Source organism: Ruegeria sp. BC2, assembly GCF_056539245.1.
Genome location: NZ_JBQFUQ010000001.1, coordinates 891,631 through 909,129, shown reverse-complemented (window position 1 = coordinate 909,129; position 17,499 = coordinate 891,631). Strand labels below are relative to the sequence as shown.

Below are 17,499 nucleotides of genomic sequence, written 5' to 3'. Positions count from 1 at the left end.
TATTTCCGTGTGTTAGTTGGGTTTTGCTACGGTGATCTGTGTCACATCGCAATTGCCCGTGTCAAAGGCTGCGCCGCAGGCGGTCAAATAATAATTCCACATGCGGCGAAAACGCTCATCAAAGCCCATCGCAGCAACCTGGTCCCATTTGTCGTTGAACGTGTCGTACCAGCGCCGCAGGGTCAGGTCATAGCTTGGGCCGAACTCCTTCGACTTGACCACATCCAGACCGGCCTGCTGGATTTCCTGCCTCAGCACCGTCGGGGCCGGCAACATGCCGCCCGGAAAGATGTATTTCTGGATAAAGTCAACACCGTTCTTGTAGACGTCCCAGCGGCGGTCGGCCACTGTTATGATCTGAAGCGTGGCCCGTGCGCCGGGCTTCAGCCGGTCGCGGACCGTTTGAAAATAGACCGGCCAGTACTTTTGCCCAACGGCCTCGAACATCTCGATCGACGCAATGCCGTCATACTGCCCACGCTCGTCGCGATAGTCCTGCAGCTTGAAGGTCACCTTGTCGGAAAGACCAGCTTTTTCTATGCGTTGCGTCGCATACTTCAACTGTTCTTGACTGATGGTCAGGCCTGTGACCCTCAGGTCTCTTTCCTTGGCGGCGTATTCGGCAAAGCCACCCCAACCGCAGCCAATTTCAAGGATGTGGTCGCCCGGCTTTGCTCCCATCTCGTCGACCAGGCTGGCATATTTGGCCGTCTGAGCCTTTTCCAGACTTTCCTGACCGGTTTCGAACAGCGCGCTGGAGTAGGTCATCGTCTCGTCCAGCCACAGGCTGTAGAAATCATTGCCCAGATCGTAGTGGTACGAAATGTTCTTTTTGGCCTGTTTTCGGTTGTTCCGGTGCAGCCAGAACCGCAGGCGCTCATAGGCCTGAACCAAAAACTTGCCAGTGAAATCATCATACACCGTCTCGGTGCCCAGATGGACAAGATCCATGAAGGCGCGCAGGTCAGGTGTGCTCCACCCACCCTCAAGGTAGGCGTCGGAAAATCCGAGCTCGCCTTCACGGATCAGCCGCGCGAATACATCCGGGTCGTGAATATCAACGCGGGCGACAGGTCCGGGCTTGGCGCCTTCGTTGCGAAAAATGCGCCCGTCCGGCAGCGCGATGTCCAGCCGTCCGGACTCCATTCGCTGCAGCATCTTGAAGACCTGCGAAAAATATCTGGGCAGGCTTTTCTGCCCCTCTGTCGTCGTCAGGATCATCCGCTCTCCCCTGTGCGGTGGTCGGAGCAGGCTAGGACGGGATTCCGTTTCTGGCAAGTTTTCAATTCCTTACTGGTGTTTTCGGCCTTCGTAGGCGGCAAGCGCCCGCTGTCGCCCAACCTTCAGATCAACGACCGGATCAGGATAGGCATCCGTCGGAGACAGTCCCCATGACACCGGCACCGCATCGAAATAGGCAAGCGCCGTCTCGGGTGGGTTCTTTTGTCCTTCGGCCAGCCACCGGTGGACATAGGCGCCCGTGGGGTCAAACTTCTCGGCTTGGGTCTGCGGGTTGAAGATACGAAAGAACGGCGAGGCATCCGGCCCAGACCCGGCAACCCACTGCCACCCCATGGCATTCGCTGCCGGATCCCAATCGACCAGACAGTCCGCAAACCAATCCATGCCGATCTTCCAGTGCGTCATCAGGTGCTTGGTCAGGTAGCTGGCGACGATCATTCGGACGCGGTTGTGCATCCGCCCGGTGACATACATCTGCCGCAGGCCCGCATCTATCACCGGTATCCCCGTTCGCGCCATTGTCCAGGCTCGAACTTCGGGGGTGTCGGCGTCGGTGTTCCACGGAAACGCATCCCATTCCGGCTTCCAGTTCGCGCTCAGTAGATGCGGTGTGTGGTACATCAGGTGATATGCAAACTCGCGCCAGACAAGTTGGCGCAAGAAGCCCTCGGCCCCGGATGAACCGGAAAACCCTGCGCTCTGGACCCGATGCCAGATGGTTGCCGGGCTGATCTCGCCCAACGAAAGGTACTCGGATAGTCCCGATGTGCTGTCATCGCCCAGATCGTCGCGTTTTGCGGGATACGCGTCGAGCCGTTCGGTGAATTCGTCCAGCTGCGCAAATGCGGCGGCCTCGCCCGGTTCGACATGAGCCCGAACGACCGTTGCGCCACGACGCATATCCGCGCCAAGGTTCCAGGCCTCAAGCCCGTCCGACTGCGGCCATGATCGGGGTGCCGCGATCCGCGACGGTGCCGGCTTGGGAGCGTCGACCTGTCTCCCGCGCACAGCCCGCCACATGGGCGTAAAAACACGAAACGGCTGACCCGCCTGTGTGGCAACCGTCCAGGGCTCGAACAATAAATGCCCTGCAAAGGACTTGGCGGTTACGCCCTGCGCGGACAATGCAGCCTTTATCTTAGTGTCACGCCCGATGGATTCGGGATCATAGGCCCGCGACCAATAGACATCAGTTGCCCCTGTTTCCCGTATCAGGTCTTCAAGCGCGGCCAGCGCCGGGCCGCTTCGCAGGATCAGCTTGCTGCCCTTGCGCTCGAGGCTGTCAGACAATGCGGCAAGGCCGAGGCCCAGCCGCCATTTCGGAGCCGCGCCCAAGTCATCGACCAGCTGATCTCGCAGAAAAACAGGGATCACAGGTCGACCTGTCTGCGCTGCCGCAGCCAAAGCCGGGTGGTCAGTCAGGCGTAGATCACGCCGGAACCACAAAATGATTGGTGACTGCTCTTTGTCCATTTCCGCCCCGTTTTCATATGTCTACGGGGCGGAACTGTTACCGGATCACAAAACCCGGTCAAATGCTTCGAGCAATTGGTCGATCTCGTTTCGCGAGGTGTAGTGGGTGAAACTGACCCGTAGAACACCTTGCCCCAGATCGACACCCATGGCGGTCAGCGGGCGAACCGCGTAGAAATCACCACCGCCGGCCATGATGCCGTGTTTGGACAGATCAGCCGCGACGCTTTCGGCGTTGCGATTGACGGCCAAGGCCACGGTCGGAGCCCGGCGTTCGGCATCGAACGGGCCGATCAGGCGCATCGCGTTGCGATCCTTGAGCGCGTCCAGAAGCGGCTGCAGAAGCTCAACTTCGTGCGCACGCATCAGGTCGTGGACAAAAGCACCACGCGCAGAAGCCCCCGAGGATGGGCCGCCGTGGTGGTCGCAGAGTTGTTCGACATAGTCGGCCATGCCGGCGCTGGCGGCAATCTGAGCGTGGTCCGGTCCGGCCGGTGTGAACCGCTTGTACAGCACGTCTCCGTTGAAGAAATGCCCCTGATTGGGCAGCAGCTCGCCCAGCGTGCGCCGGATCACCATGCAGCCCTGATGCGGTCCGTAGGTCTTGTAGGACGAGAACAGGTAGATATCCGGCCCAAGGTCCCCCACGTTCGGGAAGCCGTGCGGTGCGTAGGACACACCATCCACGCAGACAAATGCCCCGGCCGCATGCGCGATCGCCGTGATTTCGGTGACCGGGTTGATCTCGGCGATCACGTTGGAACAGTGGGGAAAGCAAACCAGCCGCACCTTGTCGTCCAGCAGATTTTCCAGATCGGACGGATTCAACGAACCGGTTTCCGGGTCGATTTCCCATTCGCGAACCTCGATGCCGTCCTCGGCAAGGCGCCGCCAGGGCCCCGAGTTGGCTTCATGGTCCTGGTTGGTTACCACGATCGCTTCACCCGGTTTCATCCACTGCCGAAAGGCCTGCGCCAGTACGTAGGTGTTCTGCGTGGTCGAAGGGCCAAAGCTGAGTTCGTCGGTGTCCACGCCCAGCAGAGCCGCCATCCGGACACGTGCCTCATCCATCTCTTCGCCCGCCAGACGGCTGGCCTCGTAGGGCGCATATGGCTGTACCTTGCGCTGGGTATAGAAGCGGGTCAGCCGATCCAGAACGGGTTTGCAGGTATAGGAGCCGCCCGCGTTCTCAAAAAATGCCTGCCCTTTCAGGCTGGGTTCGGAAAAAGCCGGAAACTGCGCCCGAACGAAGTCAATATCCAGAGTGCCCATCGCACAATCCTTCTGTTGTCATGCCCAATGTTCCGAAGTTCCGCCCGCGCATGACACCGGACAACTCCGATACATGGCAGGTCTTCCAGCCAGCCACGGGTATCGCCGCGGCAGTTCGGCAGCCCGCACGAGAATGACGGGACCAAACGCCGTCAGTTAGCCCGGCCAACCCCGCGCGGTCAAGCCGGGCGTCTGATGCCAGCTTCTGTCATCAGCGCATGCCAAACTCACGGCACTCAAGACAAGAGAGGTTACAGATGAGTTATCTTCCGAAGGATTTTCTGGTGTGGGGCGAACTGCCCGTTTTCGACTTGGACAAGGCGGTAGAATTCTATGCCCACGCCACGGGGGCAGAACTTGCGGTCGACACATCCGGCCCGAACCCCATGGCCATGTTCCGCCCCGCTGACCCGGCAACGGGCGTGGCCTTGCATCTGTATCCGGGTAAGCCAGCAAAAGATGGTACCGGCCCAACCCTTCATCTGGCCGCAGAGGGCACGGCTGAAGAGATCATGGCCAGGGTCAAGGTTGCCGGGGGTCAGGTTGTCTCGGATCCGATCCAGATCCCGGCCGGTCGGTTCTTCTATGCGGTCGATCCCGACGGCAATTCCGTCGGCTTCTTCGAAGGCAGTCAGAGATGAAAAAAGGCCCCGGTGATGTAACCGGGGCCCTCTGTCAGTGGCGGTACGTTCAGTTGCGTCGGCGTTCGTTCACCAGACCGATGAAGATGGACACGCACATCAAAACCAACACGATCGCAAAAGGAAAGCCGGTGGCAATGGCCGCGGCCTGCAATGCGCCGAGCCCACCGCCCAGCAGCAGTACGACCGCGATGGCCCCTTCCAGCACGCACCAAAATACGCGCTGAGCCGTCGGAGCGTTGGTCTTGCCGCCAGCCGTGATGGTGTCGATCACCAGCGACCCCGAATCCGAGCTTGTGACGAAGAACACAACCACCAGAACGATACCGACGAACGACAGCAGTCCAGCCATCGGGAAGGCCTCGAACATCTTGAACATCTTCAGTTCCAGCGCCGCATCGGACAGAGCCTGCCCATTGCCGGACATGACCTGATCCAGAGCAGCTCCGCCGAAAACGCTCATCCACAGGGCGCCGACAAGCGTCGGGATAAGGATGACACAGGTCACGAACTCGCGGATCGTTCGGCCGCGCGAGATACGTGCGATGAACATGCCGACGAACGGTGACCAGGAGATCCACCAAGCCCAGTAGAAGGTGGTCCAGCCCTGCATGAAGTTCGTGTCTTCGCGCCCAACCCAATTGGACAGGCCCGGCAGCGCAACGACATATTCGATCATGCTGTCGAAGAACCCGGTCAGGATCGCCATGGTCGGCCCCACGATCAGGACCAGCAACAAAAGAAGCGCCGCCAGTACCATGTTGGCCTCGGACAGGCGTTTGACACCTTTGTCCAGTCCGGCGATCACCGAAATCAGGGCGAAGACCGTGATCAAGCCGATCAGCAGCACTTTCATCCCGTCCGTCACCGGAACATCAAACAGATAATTCAAACCGGCCAGCGCCTGTGTCGCCCCTAGGCCGAGCGAGGTCGCCAGACCGAAGATGGTCGCAAAGACCGCAAGCACATCGATGACATGCCCCAGCGGACCCCAAGTGGCCTCGCCGAACAGCGGATAAAAGACCGAACGCATCGTCAGGGGCAGCCCGCGATTGAAGCTGAAGAATGCCAAGGCCAGCGCAACGACCGCATAGATCGCCCAGGGGTGCATGCCCCAATGAAAGATCGTGGCTGCCATCGCCAGCTTCCGCGATGCGTCGGGATCCTCCAGCCCGGCGCCCAACGGTGCCCAGTCGGTGCGCAGACCGTCCTCTCCCACGGCGACACCACCAAGTGATGCGCCATAGTGCGAAATCGGCTCGGCCACGCCCCAGAAAACAAGCCCGATCCCCATGCCAGCGGCGAACAGCATCGAGAACCAACCCGCATAGCTGTAATCCGGTTTCGCATCGTCGCCGCCCAACCGGATCTTGCCCAGCGGCGTCACGATCAGCAGCAACGAAAATACAACGAAGATGTTGGCCGAAAGCATGAATACCCAGTCGAACTGGTTGGTCAGCGCGGGGCGCAACCAGCCGAAGAAATCGGCAGCCTGCTCGCGGAAAACCAGCGAAAAGAAGACGAAGGCGATGATGGTCAGGCCAGACACGGCAAAAACCGGATTATGAATATCCAGCCCCATGATCTGGATATTGTCCTGGCCGACCTCGTAGTCGGCATCTGAATTGTCGGACATTCTCTCTCCTCTCATTTTAATGCGCTTTTGATCGGGGAAAGATCGCTTTTTCGGTCTGCCGCCAGAGACTTTCCGGCGGGCAAAAGCGACACGCAAACCGGTCACACCGAGCATTTTCAGCAGACCGGAAGGCGTTGGGTTACCTAACGTCCGAACCGAGTCGGGCGTCAGGCAAACTGATGTGGTCTGTTGGGTCGGGTCTTTGGCTAGCCTTGAACCTTGGTATAGGTCCCCTCGCCTGCCAGGATTCCGCGGAACCCGCCAGGCTCGTCCAGTCCGAATACGATCAGCGGCAGATTGTTGTCGCGCGCCAGAGCGATGGCCGAAGCATCCATGACCTTCAAACGCTTGGCGAGAACGTCGTCATAGGTCACCGAGTCATAGCGGACAGCGTCCGAATGTACCTTGGGGTCCTTGTCGTAGACGCCATCGACCCCGTTCTTGCCCATGAAGATGGCCTCGCAGGTCATTTCGTTGGCACGCAACGTCGCTGCGGTATCTGTGGTGAAGTACGGGTTGCCGGTTCCAGCCGCAAAGATGCAAACCCGTTTCTTTTCCAAGTGGCGCACAGCGCGGCGGCGAATATAGGGCTCGCACACCTCGTCCATGCGGATGGCCGAGATCACCCGGGTGAAGACACCCAGGCCCTCAAGCGCGGATTGCATGGCCAGCGCGTTCATCACGGTCGCCAACATGCCCATGTAGTCGGCCGTGGTCCGTTCCATCCCTTGGGCCGAACCGGACAGGCCGCGAAAGATATTCCCTCCGCCGATGACCATGCAGATCTCGACCCCGAGATCGTGCACCGACTTCACCTCCTGCGCGATGCGCTGGACAGTCGGCGGATGCAGCCCGAATCCCTGATCCCCCATCAGCGCCTCGCCCGAGATTTTCAACATGACGCGTTTGTATGTCGTTTTTGGGGTTTCGGCAGTTGTGTTGGTGGAAGAAAGGCTCATGTTGCGCTCCGGGCTGGCACGGGTTTGTTTTCCGGCGCAAAATGAAGCAAAACCACCGCGGGTTCAATGCGGATGGTCAAGGAACAGGGCAAACACTCATGGCTGAAAACACAGCGTGCAATTTGCTGAACAGTCTGCCGCCCATTCCCGACGATCTGCCGGTCCTTATCATGGGGCCGACCGCATCGGGCAAATCAGCCCTTGCACTGGAGATTGCCGAACACGCGGGCGGGATCATCGTCAATGCGGATGCCAGCCAGGTTTATGACTGCTGGCGCATCATTTCCGCCCGACCCTCGATCGACGAAGAAGCTCGGGCTCCACACGCTCTCTATGGCCATGTCGCTTTTGATCAAGACTATTCGGCCGGCCACTGGCTGCGCGAGGTGCGGACTTATTTGTCAGGGCCGCAGCGTCCGATCATCGTGGGCGGAACAGGTCTCTACTTTTCGACGCTGACGGAAGGTATGGCAAACATCCCGGCAACGCCGCCCGAGTTGCGCAAGACTGCGGACGCGATCCCCCTGCCCGAGCTTCTGGTCGGGATTGATCCAAGGACACGAGACCGGATCGACACGCGCAACCGCGCCCGTGTGCAACGAGCCTGGGAGGTCGAGCAAGCCACGGGCCGGACTCTGGCGGATTGGCAGGACGACACGCCGCCACCGCTGCTGCCCCTGAATCAAGCGTTTCCGATCGTCGTGACGCCCGAGCGAGACTGGCTGATCACGCGCATCAATTCGCGCTTTGACCAGATGTTGCAGGCAGGTGCCCTGGACGAAGTTGCGGCGATGCGCAACAGGTACGACCCGAACCTGCCCTCGTGCAAGGCCATCGGAGTACCTGAGTTGATGGCCCATATCGAGGGGCGAATGACCTTGGCGGAGGCCCGCGAAAGAGCAACGATTGCGACACGCCAGTACGCCAAACGCCAGCGCACGTGGTGCCGTGCCCGGATGAAGCAATGGCATAACGTCGATCCGAGCCAAGGCTGAGTGGATCACTGACATCGCACCAAAACCTCGTCCGAAATCTTTTATTTTCAGCCACATAAGGGGTTTTCGACCGAAACCCGCCGGAAAAGGGAATCACAAGTTCCAGAATCAGACTTGCCGATACCAGCTCCGGCGACCACGGCTAAGGTTTCTCTGCAAATGTCGTTTTTGTGCACTTGATGACGATTTCGAACATTGACCTAAATTGGAATCTGGTGCCGAATGAACCCATGGGGATGCACAGAATTCGAAAAACCACATCCAAAATGACCTTGCTCGGCGCTGTCTGGCTTCGACGGGGACCAACAAATACCCATAATAATCTCACAGGGAGACATCCATGAAAACCAAGACATTGACCGGAGCACCGATGCACTGGGCTGCCGAAATGCACGCCCAGGAATATCGGGACGGCAAGCTGAGCCGCCGCGAGTTTCTGACGCGCACGACCAGCCTTGGTGTCACTGCCGCGGCCGCATACGGCATGGTCGGCCTGACCGCACCCGCCAAGGCCGCGGGCGAAGACGCCAAGAAAGAAGGTGGCACCCTGCGCGTTCAGCAGGAAGTTCGCGCGCTGAAGGATCCGCGCACCTATGACTGGTCGCAGATCGCCAACGTCACCCGTGGCACGCTGGAATACCTGGTCGAGTACAACTCGGACGGCACATTCCGCGGCATGCTGCTGGAGGGCTGGGAAGTCAACGACGATGCGACCGTCTACACGCTGAAGGTGCGTCAGGGCGTCAAGTGGAACAACGGTGACGATTTCACCGCCGAAGACGTGGCACGCAACATCGCGCGCTGGTGCGACAAGAGCTCGGAAACGAACTCGATGGCAGGCCGTTTTGCCACGCTGGTCGACGCAGATACCGGCCAGGCAATCGAAGGCGCGATCGAGGTTGTGGACTCGCACACCGTCAAGCTGAACCTGCCGAACTCGGACATCTCGTTGATCCCGGGCATGGCAGACTATCCGGCCGCGATCATCCACAGCTCGTTCAGCGAAACGGACCTGACAAACAACGTGGGCACCGGCCCCTACCTGATCGAAGAGCTGGAAGTGGGTGTGAAAGCCGCGCTTGTGCGCAACGAAAACCACACCTGGTGGGGCGAAGCCGTATTCGGTCGTCCGGCCCTGGATCGCATTGAGTACATCGACTACGGCACCGATCCGTCGGCATGGCTGGCGGCTCTGGAATCGGACGAAGTCGACATGCTGTATGAATCGGTTGGTGAATTCATCGACGTGATGGACAGCCTGGGCTACGTGAAGTCCGAGGTTGTCACGATGAACACCATCGTGGTCCGCCCGAACCAGCTTGCGGAAGTGGACGGCAAGAAGGTCTATGCCGACAAACGTGTGCGTCAGGCGCTGCAGATGGCCGTGGACAACTCGGTCTGCCTCGAGCTTGGCTACGGTGGTCGCGGCTCGCCTGCAGAAAACCACCACGTTGGTCCGATCCACCCGGATTACTACGAACTGCCGCCGCAGAAAGTTGACCCGGAAGGCGCGCGCAAGCTGATGGAAGAGGCCGGTATGGCCGATTTCGAACACGAGCTGATCTCGATCGACGATGACTGGCGCCGCAACACCACCGATGCCGTGGCAGCCCAGCTGCGCGACGCGGGCATCAAGGTCAAGCGGACGGTTCTGCCGGGCAACACGTTCTGGAACGACTGGGCGAAATACCCCTACAGCTCGACCAACTGGAACCACCGTCCGCTGGGCGTTCAGATCTGGGCACTGGCATACCGCACCGGCGAGGCCTGGAACGAGTTCGGCTGGTCCAATGCCGAGTTTGACGCCCTGCTGACCGAAGCTCTGGCCATTGCCGATGCCGACAAGCGCCGCGAAATCGTGGCCAAGGGCGAAGCAATGATCCAGGAAGAAGGTGTCACCATCCAGCCCTATTGGCGGTCGCTGTACCGTCACATGAAGGACGGTCTGGTCGGAACCGACATGCACGTGTCGTTCGAACACCATCACTATAAATGGGGTTGGGCGGCCTGATCCCGACCTGAACCTTTCAAGGGGCGCCCGAATGCGGGCGCCCCTTTCCAGCCGCAGACACACCGACGCGGGGTCGGACGTCCGAGGCCAGAAAATGGTCCACTGATCTGCGGAGAACCCGAACAACAGGGGCCAACATGGGACTCTTCATCCTTCGACGATTGGGCGTGATGCTGTTGACGGCACTCTGCCTGACCTTCGTGGTCTTCTTCCTGACCAACCTCTATCCAAACCTGGAAAAACTGGCCAAGACGCAGGGCAACCAGCGTATGTCCGATGAACAGGTCGTCACCTGGCTTGAGAACCGCGGATACATGCAGCCCACGCTGGTCAAATACGGCCAATGGCTGGGGGTGGTGCCCGGTTTCAGCAACACGCTACCGGATGGTCAGTTCGTGGGGAGTTGCACTCGTCCCGGCTCTACTCCGGAAACGACACCGCGCTATTGCGGCATTCTTCAGGGCGACTGGGGCTATTCCACCGTCTTCAAGGACGAGGTCGGAACGATCGTCAGCAAGCGTCTGGGCAACACCGGCTACCTGATGTTCTGGGTGCTGGTGCTGATGATCCCGACCGCCCTATTGGTTGGTGTGCTGGCCGGCATGCGCGAGGGGTCTGCGCTGGACCGGTCCCTGTCCACGTTTTCGATCATCACGACGGCCACGCCGGAATACGTGTCGGGCGTGATCTTCATCGCTATCTTCACCTCGTCAACCGTGGGTCTGAAATGGTTCAAGGGCACGGCCACACAGGCCATGGAAAACCCGACTTTCGAGAATTTCTTCCTGCCGGTCCTGACAATTGCCCTTTACGGCATGGGCTACATTGCGCGGATGACCCGAGCCTCGATGACCGAGGTGATGACCGCGCAATACATTCGGACCGCGCGCCTGAAAGGTGTGTCCTTCGGGAATATCGTTCTGAAGCACGCCCTGCGCAACGCGCTGATCGCGCCCTTCACCGTCATCATGCTGCAGTTCCCTTGGTTGCTGAACGGCGTCGTGATCGTCGAGACCCTGTTCAACTACAAAGGTTTTGGCTGGGCGCTGGTGCAGGCCGCGGGGAACAACGACATCCAGCTTCTGCTGGCGATCTCGGTCGTGTCGGTCTTCGTGGTGCTCGTGACGCAGCTGATCTCGGATATCGGCTATGTCTACCTCAACCCGCGCATCCGCATTTCATAAGGGAGGATAGACCATGGAACCTCTGAGCTGGACTGGCTCTATCGCCTTTCTGAACCCGATCATGATGATCGCCCTTGCTGCGCTGGTCGTATCCGTCGTTGTCTGGATCCTGGCGAGCATTCTGCTGCCCGAGACGCAAGTCAGCGTGAATGCGGATGGCACCGTCAGTTCGGGCGGTGGCCTCAGGAACCTGACGCAATCCGCGCTGTGGTATTCTTTCCTGGCCAGTATCGCGACGGTGGTCGCCTACCTGCTTCTGGGAATATTCCTGGGCACAGGGGCCGGGATTATCGGCGCGATCTCACAGCAATTTCTGCCGGTCTGGCTGTCGCTGATCATTCTGTTCGCGATGTCGGTTGCCTTCAAACGGCGCCTTGGCCTGTACGGCAAGCTGTTCGACAGCCCGATCGGCATGATCGGTTTTGGACTGGTCATGTTCTGGGTTTTCACCGGCATCTTCGGGGCTTTGGACCTGATCGTGACACACGATCCGTTGGTCCAAGTTTCCGGCATGAAGAACAAGGTGCCCGGCACCCCCCTGCCCAATGCCGAGGACGGTGAGTTCGCCTGGTATCTGCTGGGCGGCGACAACCTTGCCCGCGACGTATTCAGCCGCATGGTCAAGGGTGCGTGGATCGTCGTACAGATTGCTCCGTTGGCCACAATGTTTGCCTTTATGGTCGGTATCACGCTGGGCTTGCCCGCCGGGTACTATGGCGGACGGCTGGATACGTTTCTGTCGTTCCTCGCCAATCTGATCCTGGCGTTCCCGGTCATCCTGCTGTTCTACCTGCTGGTCACACCGGAAATCGTCGCGACCGGCGTGCCGAACTATATGGCCGCAGTCCTGTTCGTGTTCCCGATCCTCTTCATCGGTGTCCTACTGAATTCGCGCTACTACACCCGGCCGAAATTCCGTACGCCGCTGCTGATCGGCGTCTTGGGTATCGCGATCTGGCTGTACCTGTCGCTGATCTCGACCGGGGGATACGTCATCCGCACGGACGACTACAGCATCTGGGGTCTGCCGACCTATCTGGATCTGTTCGACATTCCGGGCGGCATCCTGGTCGTGTTCGTTTCGGTTGTCTTCGTCAACTCGCCCACGGTGTTCCGCATCGTGCGCGGCTTGGCCATGGACATCAAGACACGCGATTACGTGGCCGCGGCGCAGACGCGCGGCGAAGGCCCCTGGTACATCATGCTTTGGGAAATCCTGCCCAACGCCCGCGGGCCGCTGATCGTCGATTTCTGCCTGCGCATCGGCTACACGACCATCCTCTTGGGGACCTTGGGGTTCTTTGGACTGGGCCTGCCGCCGGAAAGCCCGGATTGGGGGTCCACGATCAACGAAGGACGCAAGCTGCTGTCGATCTACCTGCACCCTGCACTGCCGCCGGCACTGGCGCTGTTGTCACTGGTTCTGGGATTGAACCTGCTGGCGGATGGCCTGCGAGAAGAAAGCCTGAAGGACTGATGTGAAAGCGGCCGGGGGACTGCCCCCGGCCCCCACCAGGATATTTTTAGCCAGATGAAGGGGGTTCCCCGAGTGCTGGCGAGGAGCAAGCAAGATGAACAAACTGGCGGATTATGACGGGCCGATCCTCGAAATCGACAAGCTCTCGATTTCGTTCTTTACCCGCTTGCGGGAAATACCGGCCGTGATGGATTTTTCGGTCAGTGTGCAGCCCGGCGAGGCTGTCGGGCTGGTCGGTGAATCCGGCTGCGGCAAGTCGACGGTCGCCTTGGGTGTCATGCAGGACCTTGGCAAGAATGGTCGGATCGTTGGCGGCTCGATCAAATTCAAGGGCCGTGACCTTAGCGAGATGAGCAAGGAAGAACTTCGGGATATTCGCGGCAATGAGATCGCGATGATCTATCAAGAGCCGATGGCTTCTTTGAACCCGGCGATGAAGATCGGCAAACAGCTGATGGAAGTGCCGATGATCCACGAAGGGGTCAGCAAAGAAGAGGCCTATGCCCGTGCTCTGGAAGTGGTGACGGATGTGCGCCTGCCGGACCCCGAGCGGATGCTGAACAGCTTTCCGCATCAGCTGTCCGGTGGCCAGCAGCAGCGCATCGTGATCGCGATGGCGCTGATGTCCAAGCCGTCGCTTCTGATCCTGGACGAACCGACAACCGCGCTGGACGTGACGGTCGAGGCCGCCGTGGTGGAACTGGTCAAGGATCTGGGCAAGAAATACGGCACCTCGATGCTGTTCATTTCGCACAATCTTGGCTTGGTGCTAGAAACATGTGACCGGTTGTGCGTGATGTATTCCGGCGAGGCGGTCGAACGTGGCTCGATCCACGATGTCTTTGACGAGATGCAGCATCCCTACACCCAGGCGCTGTTCCGCTCGATCCCCCTGCCCGGCGCGGACAAGAATTCACGCCCGCTGGTGGCAATCCCGGGCAACTTCCCGTTGCCGCACGAACGCCCACCCGGCTGCAATTTCGGCCCACGATGCGACTATTTCGAGGAAGGGCGCTGTGACGCGCAGGACATTCAGATGTTCCCGGTCCCCGGCAATGACCGCCACCATACGCGCTGCTTGAAGTTTCAGGAAATCGACTGGAACGCGCCCATAACGGTTGCAGAGCAAAAAGAAAAAGCGCCGATCGGCAAGACCGTTTTGAAGATGGACAACCTCAAGAAATACTACGAGGTGGCCGCAAACGCTCTGTTCGGTGGGGGCGAAAAGAAAGTGGTCAAGGCCAACGAAACCCTCAGCTTCGACGCACATGAATCGGAAACGCTGGCGATCGTTGGCGAGTCCGGCTGCGGCAAATCCACGTTTGCCAAGGTCCTCATGGGATTGGAGACGGCGACCGACGGGCAGATCCTACTGGACAACCGCAATATCGAGCATCTGCCGATAGAAGAACGGGATGCCAAGACCGTCGGCGAAGTTCAGATGGTCTTTCAAAATCCGTTCGATACGCTGAACCCCTCGATGACGGTCGGACGTCAGATCATCCGCGCGCTGGAAATCTTCGGCGTCGGAAACTCGGAAGCCGAACGCAAGCAACGGATGCTCGAGTTGCTGGACTTGGTGAAGCTTCCGCGCGCGTTTGCCGACCGTATGCCGCGCCAACTGTCAGGCGGCCAGAAACAGCGCGTCGGGATAGCCCGTGCCTTTGCCGGGGACGCCCGGATCGTCGTCGCGGACGAGCCGGTCTCGGCATTGGATGTGTCGGTGCAGGCAGCTGTGACCGATCTGTTGATGGAGATCCAGCGCGAACACAAGACGACACTGCTGTTCATCAGCCACGACCTGTCGATCGTGCGCTACCTCAGCGACCGCGTCATGGTGATGTATCTGGGCCACGTGGTCGAACTGGGCACGACCGATCAAGTATTCTCGCCGCCCTATCACCCCTATACCGAGGCGCTGCTGAGCGCGGTTCCAATCGCCGATACCTCGGTCGAAAAGAAACACATCGTCCTTGAAGGCGACATTCCTTCGGCGATGAACCCGCCGCCCGGATGTCCGTTCCAAACCCGGTGCCGGTGGAAGTCCGAGGTTGCGGGCGGATTGTGCGAAAAAGAGGTTCCGCCGGTCCAGGCGCTGGCTGACGGACACCAAATCAAGTGTCATCTGTCCACCGAAACACTGGCCAAGATGGAGCCGGTTATCAAAATAGCGGCTGAGTAATCGCCCAAAGAAAAACCGGCCTTGGGCCCGTTTTTTTGAGCAGCTATTGTATCAGCCGCCCCAGATGACTTTGACGTAATTCTGCGTCTCGGCATAGGGCGGCACGCCCCCATGCTTTTCCACCGCTTGCGGGCCGGCGTTGTAAGCTGCCAGCGCGAGGCGCCAGGACTTGAATTTGCGGTATTGCCACGAAAGATACCGCGCACCGCCTTCAAGGTTTTGCTGCGGGTCATGCGGGTTCACGTTCAGCAGCCTGGCGGTTTGGGGCATCAGCTGCGCGAGGCCCAAAGCGCCCTTGTGCGACTTGGCGTGAGGGTTCCAACCGCTTTCCTGTTGAACCAGACGCAGGAACAGTTCTTCCGGGACGTTGTGCTTGCGCGCTGCCTGGCGCGCCATGGCAAGGTATTCACCACGGTACTTGCCGGAATAGCGCTTTTTGAAACTGCCGTCCGGCGTCTTCGGTTTCAGCCGTTCAGAGTCGCGATACTGGCTGGCGGCCCGCGTGTCCAATATCTTGGCCTGCTTCAAAAAGATATCTTTGCGATTCTTGGTCGACAGCACATCTGCGCTCAGCGGCGTCGACGCCAGAACGAGGCATGCAATTGAAAAACCACTTAACAGACAACGCATTCAAGCAATCCCGCTCGTTCAGCAATCATTCGGATTATAGGTATTTCAGGCAGAAATGAAAGCTTGGTTAAGGAAACACTGATTCTCCGGGTGGCATTCCGGGCATCAACCGTGTTCCAACCCGGGCGCAGGACGTATAGGGTTTCAGGTGAACTCAGCGTCAGATTCGGGCGCCATCAAGCTAGTCAAAAAACGGGGAAATCCATGGCAGGTTCAGTCAACAAAGTCATTCTGGTCGGCAATCTCGGGCGCGATCCCGAAGTGCGGTCGTTTCAGAACGGTGGCAAGGTCTGCAACCTACGGATCGCGACCTCGGAGAACTGGAAAGACCGCAATACCGGTGAACGCCGCGAACGGACCGAGTGGCACACAGTCGCTATTTTTTCCGAACCGCTCGTCCGCATCGCCGAGCAGTATTTGCGCAAAGGGTCAAAGGTCTACATCGAAGGCCAACTGGAAACGCGCAAGTGGCAGGATCAGTCCGGACAGGATCGCTATTCCACCGAAGTCGTTCTGCGCCCTTACCGCGGTGAACTGACCCTGTTGGACAGTCGCAATGAGGGCGGCGGATACGGTGGCGGCCAAAGCAGCGGTTACGGAGGAGGCCAGGACAGCGGCGGATACTCCGAGCCCTACGCCGCACAGTCCAGCGCACCGGCACCGGCATCAGGCGGCATCGACGACGACGAAATCCCGTTCTAATCTCCAGCGAGGCACGTCATGACATGGTCCTTCGCCGTCGGCCGATTGCTCGGATCGGAACTGAGGGTCCATGTCACCTTCTTCCTGCTGCTGGCCTGGGTCGGCTTTGCCGCCTACTCTGACGGTGGGTGGCCAGCAGCCATCGACAACATCGTTTTTGTTCTGGCGTTGTTTGCCTGCGTGGTTGCCCATGAGTTCGGTCATGCGCTGATGGCCCGCAGGTATGGCATTCGCACTCCTGACATCACTCTGCTGCCCATCGGCGGCTTGGCCCGCCTCGAGAGGATGCCGGAAAAGCCGATGCAAGAAGTTGCCGTCGCATTGGCTGGTCCAGCGGTCAACGTCGTCATCTGGGGCATCCTGGTCCTTCTGGGCGCGGGAATGCAGGTTGAAACGCTGGCGCAAATCGACTCGACCCGCGTCGACCTGCTGAGCCGGCTGGCCTACGTCAATCTGTTCCTCGCGGTGTTCAACCTGATCCCCGCGTTTCCGATGGACGGCGGCCGCGTGTTCCGCGCCCTGCTCTGCCTGAAGATGGACAGGGTCAGGGCCACACGGGCCGCTGCCTTTGCTGGCCAGGCCGTGGCCGTCGGGTTCGGGTTTCTGGGGCTCAGCACCGGTAACCCGATCCTGGTTCTGATCGCGGTTTTCGTCTTCATCGCAGCAAATGCAGAAAGTCAGGATGTAGCAATGCGCTCTGTGGCGCGCCGCGTGCTGGCTCGCGACGCGATGATTACTGAATTCCACGCGCTGACCCCCCAAGACACGTTGGCAACGGCGGCCCAGGCCGTGATCCAGACAACTCAGCACGAGTTCCCGGTTTTGGGCGCAGACGGGCAGCTGTTGGGCTTTGTGACCCGCAATCGGCTGTTTGCCGCGCTAGCCGGCGATCACCCCCGGTCGGAACCCGCGACCTCGGTCATGGAAGAGCAAATCCCCCGGGTGGCCCTGACCAGTGGGCTCGAAGCCGTTCTGGATGGTCTCCATGGTGGCGCACCGGCCGTGGCGGTCTGCACCAAGACCGGTCAGATGGTCGGATACATCACCCGCGAAAACATTGGCGAATTGATGGTGATACGGGGCCGCTGACTCCGC

14 protein-coding genes are annotated in these 17,499 nt (G+C 59.6%); 8 read left to right on the top strand and 6 right to left on the bottom strand.

From position 1 onward, the window contains the following. Window positions 1–12: 12 nt before the first annotated feature. The 3 genes from ACR0CU_RS04395 to ACR0CU_RS04385 all read right to left on the bottom strand — a co-directional run bounded on the left by ACR0CU_RS04395 (window position 13) and on the right by ACR0CU_RS04385 (window position 3,987). Complete coding sequence (locus tag ACR0CU_RS04395; RefSeq protein ID WP_170357606.1) at window positions 13–1,221, bottom strand: SAM-dependent methyltransferase; 1,209 nt, start codon at window positions 1,219–1,221, stop codon at window positions 13–15. A gap of 69 nt (window positions 1,222–1,290) precedes the next feature. Then, complete coding sequence (locus ACR0CU_RS04390) at window positions 1,291–2,715, bottom strand: cryptochrome/photolyase family protein (protein WP_170445583.1); 1,425 nt, start codon at window positions 2,713–2,715, stop codon at window positions 1,291–1,293. A 45-nt stretch (window positions 2,716–2,760) separates the two neighbouring features. Further along, window positions 2,761–3,987 (bottom strand): aminotransferase class V-fold PLP-dependent enzyme, encoded by a 1,227-nt coding sequence (locus ACR0CU_RS04385; RefSeq protein WP_170445579.1) that lies wholly within the window; start codon window positions 3,985–3,987, stop codon window positions 2,761–2,763. Between the two features lie 257 nt (window positions 3,988–4,244). Here ACR0CU_RS04385 and ACR0CU_RS04380 point away from each other — a divergent pair, with 257 nt between their 5' ends. Continuing rightward, complete coding sequence (locus tag ACR0CU_RS04380; protein WP_170339508.1) at window positions 4,245–4,628, top strand: VOC family protein; 384 nt, start codon at window positions 4,245–4,247, stop codon at window positions 4,626–4,628. A 49-nt stretch (window positions 4,629–4,677) separates the two neighbouring features. On the opposite strand, the gene ACR0CU_RS04375 is transcribed toward ACR0CU_RS04380, so the two are convergent. Further along, the gene (locus ACR0CU_RS04375; protein WP_170445575.1) at window positions 4,678–6,264 is read right to left on the bottom strand and encodes a BCCT family transporter; all 1,587 of its coding nucleotides are present in this window, start codon (window positions 6,262–6,264) and stop codon (window positions 4,678–4,680) included. Window positions 6,265–6,470: 206 nt separating this feature from the next. Further along, complete coding sequence (pyrH, locus tag ACR0CU_RS04370) at window positions 6,471–7,223, bottom strand: UMP kinase (RefSeq protein WP_170339512.1); 753 nt, start codon at window positions 7,221–7,223, stop codon at window positions 6,471–6,473. A 98-nt stretch (window positions 7,224–7,321) separates the two neighbouring features. On the opposite strand from pyrH, the gene miaA reads away from it, so the two are divergent. The 5 genes from miaA (at window position 7,322) to ACR0CU_RS04345 (ending at window position 15,072) form a co-directional block, all read left to right on the top strand. Beyond that, a complete protein-coding gene (gene miaA / locus ACR0CU_RS04365) occupies window positions 7,322–8,218 on the top strand; it encodes a tRNA (adenosine(37)-N6)-dimethylallyltransferase MiaA (RefSeq protein ID WP_254437526.1) in 897 nt (298 codons plus the stop codon). A gap of 340 nt (window positions 8,219–8,558) precedes the next feature. After that, on the top strand, window positions 8,559–10,229 hold the full coding sequence (locus ACR0CU_RS04360) for an ABC transporter substrate-binding protein (protein WP_170338949.1): 1,671 nt from the start codon (window positions 8,559–8,561) through the stop codon (window positions 10,227–10,229). A gap of 137 nt (window positions 10,230–10,366) precedes the next feature. Beyond that, window positions 10,367–11,413 (top strand): ABC transporter permease, encoded by a 1,047-nt coding sequence (locus ACR0CU_RS04355; RefSeq protein WP_170445567.1) that lies wholly within the window; start codon window positions 10,367–10,369, stop codon window positions 11,411–11,413. A gap of 13 nt (window positions 11,414–11,426) precedes the next feature. Next, window positions 11,427–12,890, top strand: a complete 1,464-nt coding sequence (locus ACR0CU_RS04350) for an ABC transporter permease (protein ID WP_170366979.1) — start codon at window positions 11,427–11,429, stop codon at window positions 12,888–12,890. Between the two features lie 94 nt (window positions 12,891–12,984). Continuing rightward, window positions 12,985–15,072: a dipeptide ABC transporter ATP-binding protein gene (locus ACR0CU_RS04345; RefSeq protein ID WP_170445562.1), complete on the top strand. Its 2,088-nt coding sequence runs from the start codon at window positions 12,985–12,987 to the stop codon at window positions 15,070–15,072. A 51-nt stretch (window positions 15,073–15,123) separates the two neighbouring features. On the opposite strand, the gene ACR0CU_RS04340 is transcribed toward ACR0CU_RS04345, so the two are convergent. Then, window positions 15,124–15,702 (bottom strand): lytic transglycosylase domain-containing protein, encoded by a 579-nt coding sequence (locus tag ACR0CU_RS04340; protein ID WP_480642529.1) that lies wholly within the window; start codon window positions 15,700–15,702, stop codon window positions 15,124–15,126. A 204-nt stretch (window positions 15,703–15,906) separates the two neighbouring features. Between ACR0CU_RS04340 and ssb the strand changes: the two genes are divergently transcribed. Beyond that, entirely contained in the window at window positions 15,907–16,404 is a 498-nt protein-coding gene (gene ssb / locus ACR0CU_RS04335) for a single-stranded DNA-binding protein (RefSeq protein WP_170338954.1), read from the top strand. 18 nt (window positions 16,405–16,422) lie between these two features. Next, the gene (locus ACR0CU_RS04330; RefSeq protein ID WP_170371191.1) at window positions 16,423–17,493 is read left to right on the top strand and encodes a site-2 protease family protein; all 1,071 of its coding nucleotides are present in this window, start codon (window positions 16,423–16,425) and stop codon (window positions 17,491–17,493) included. Window positions 17,494–17,499 lie beyond the last annotated feature (6 nt).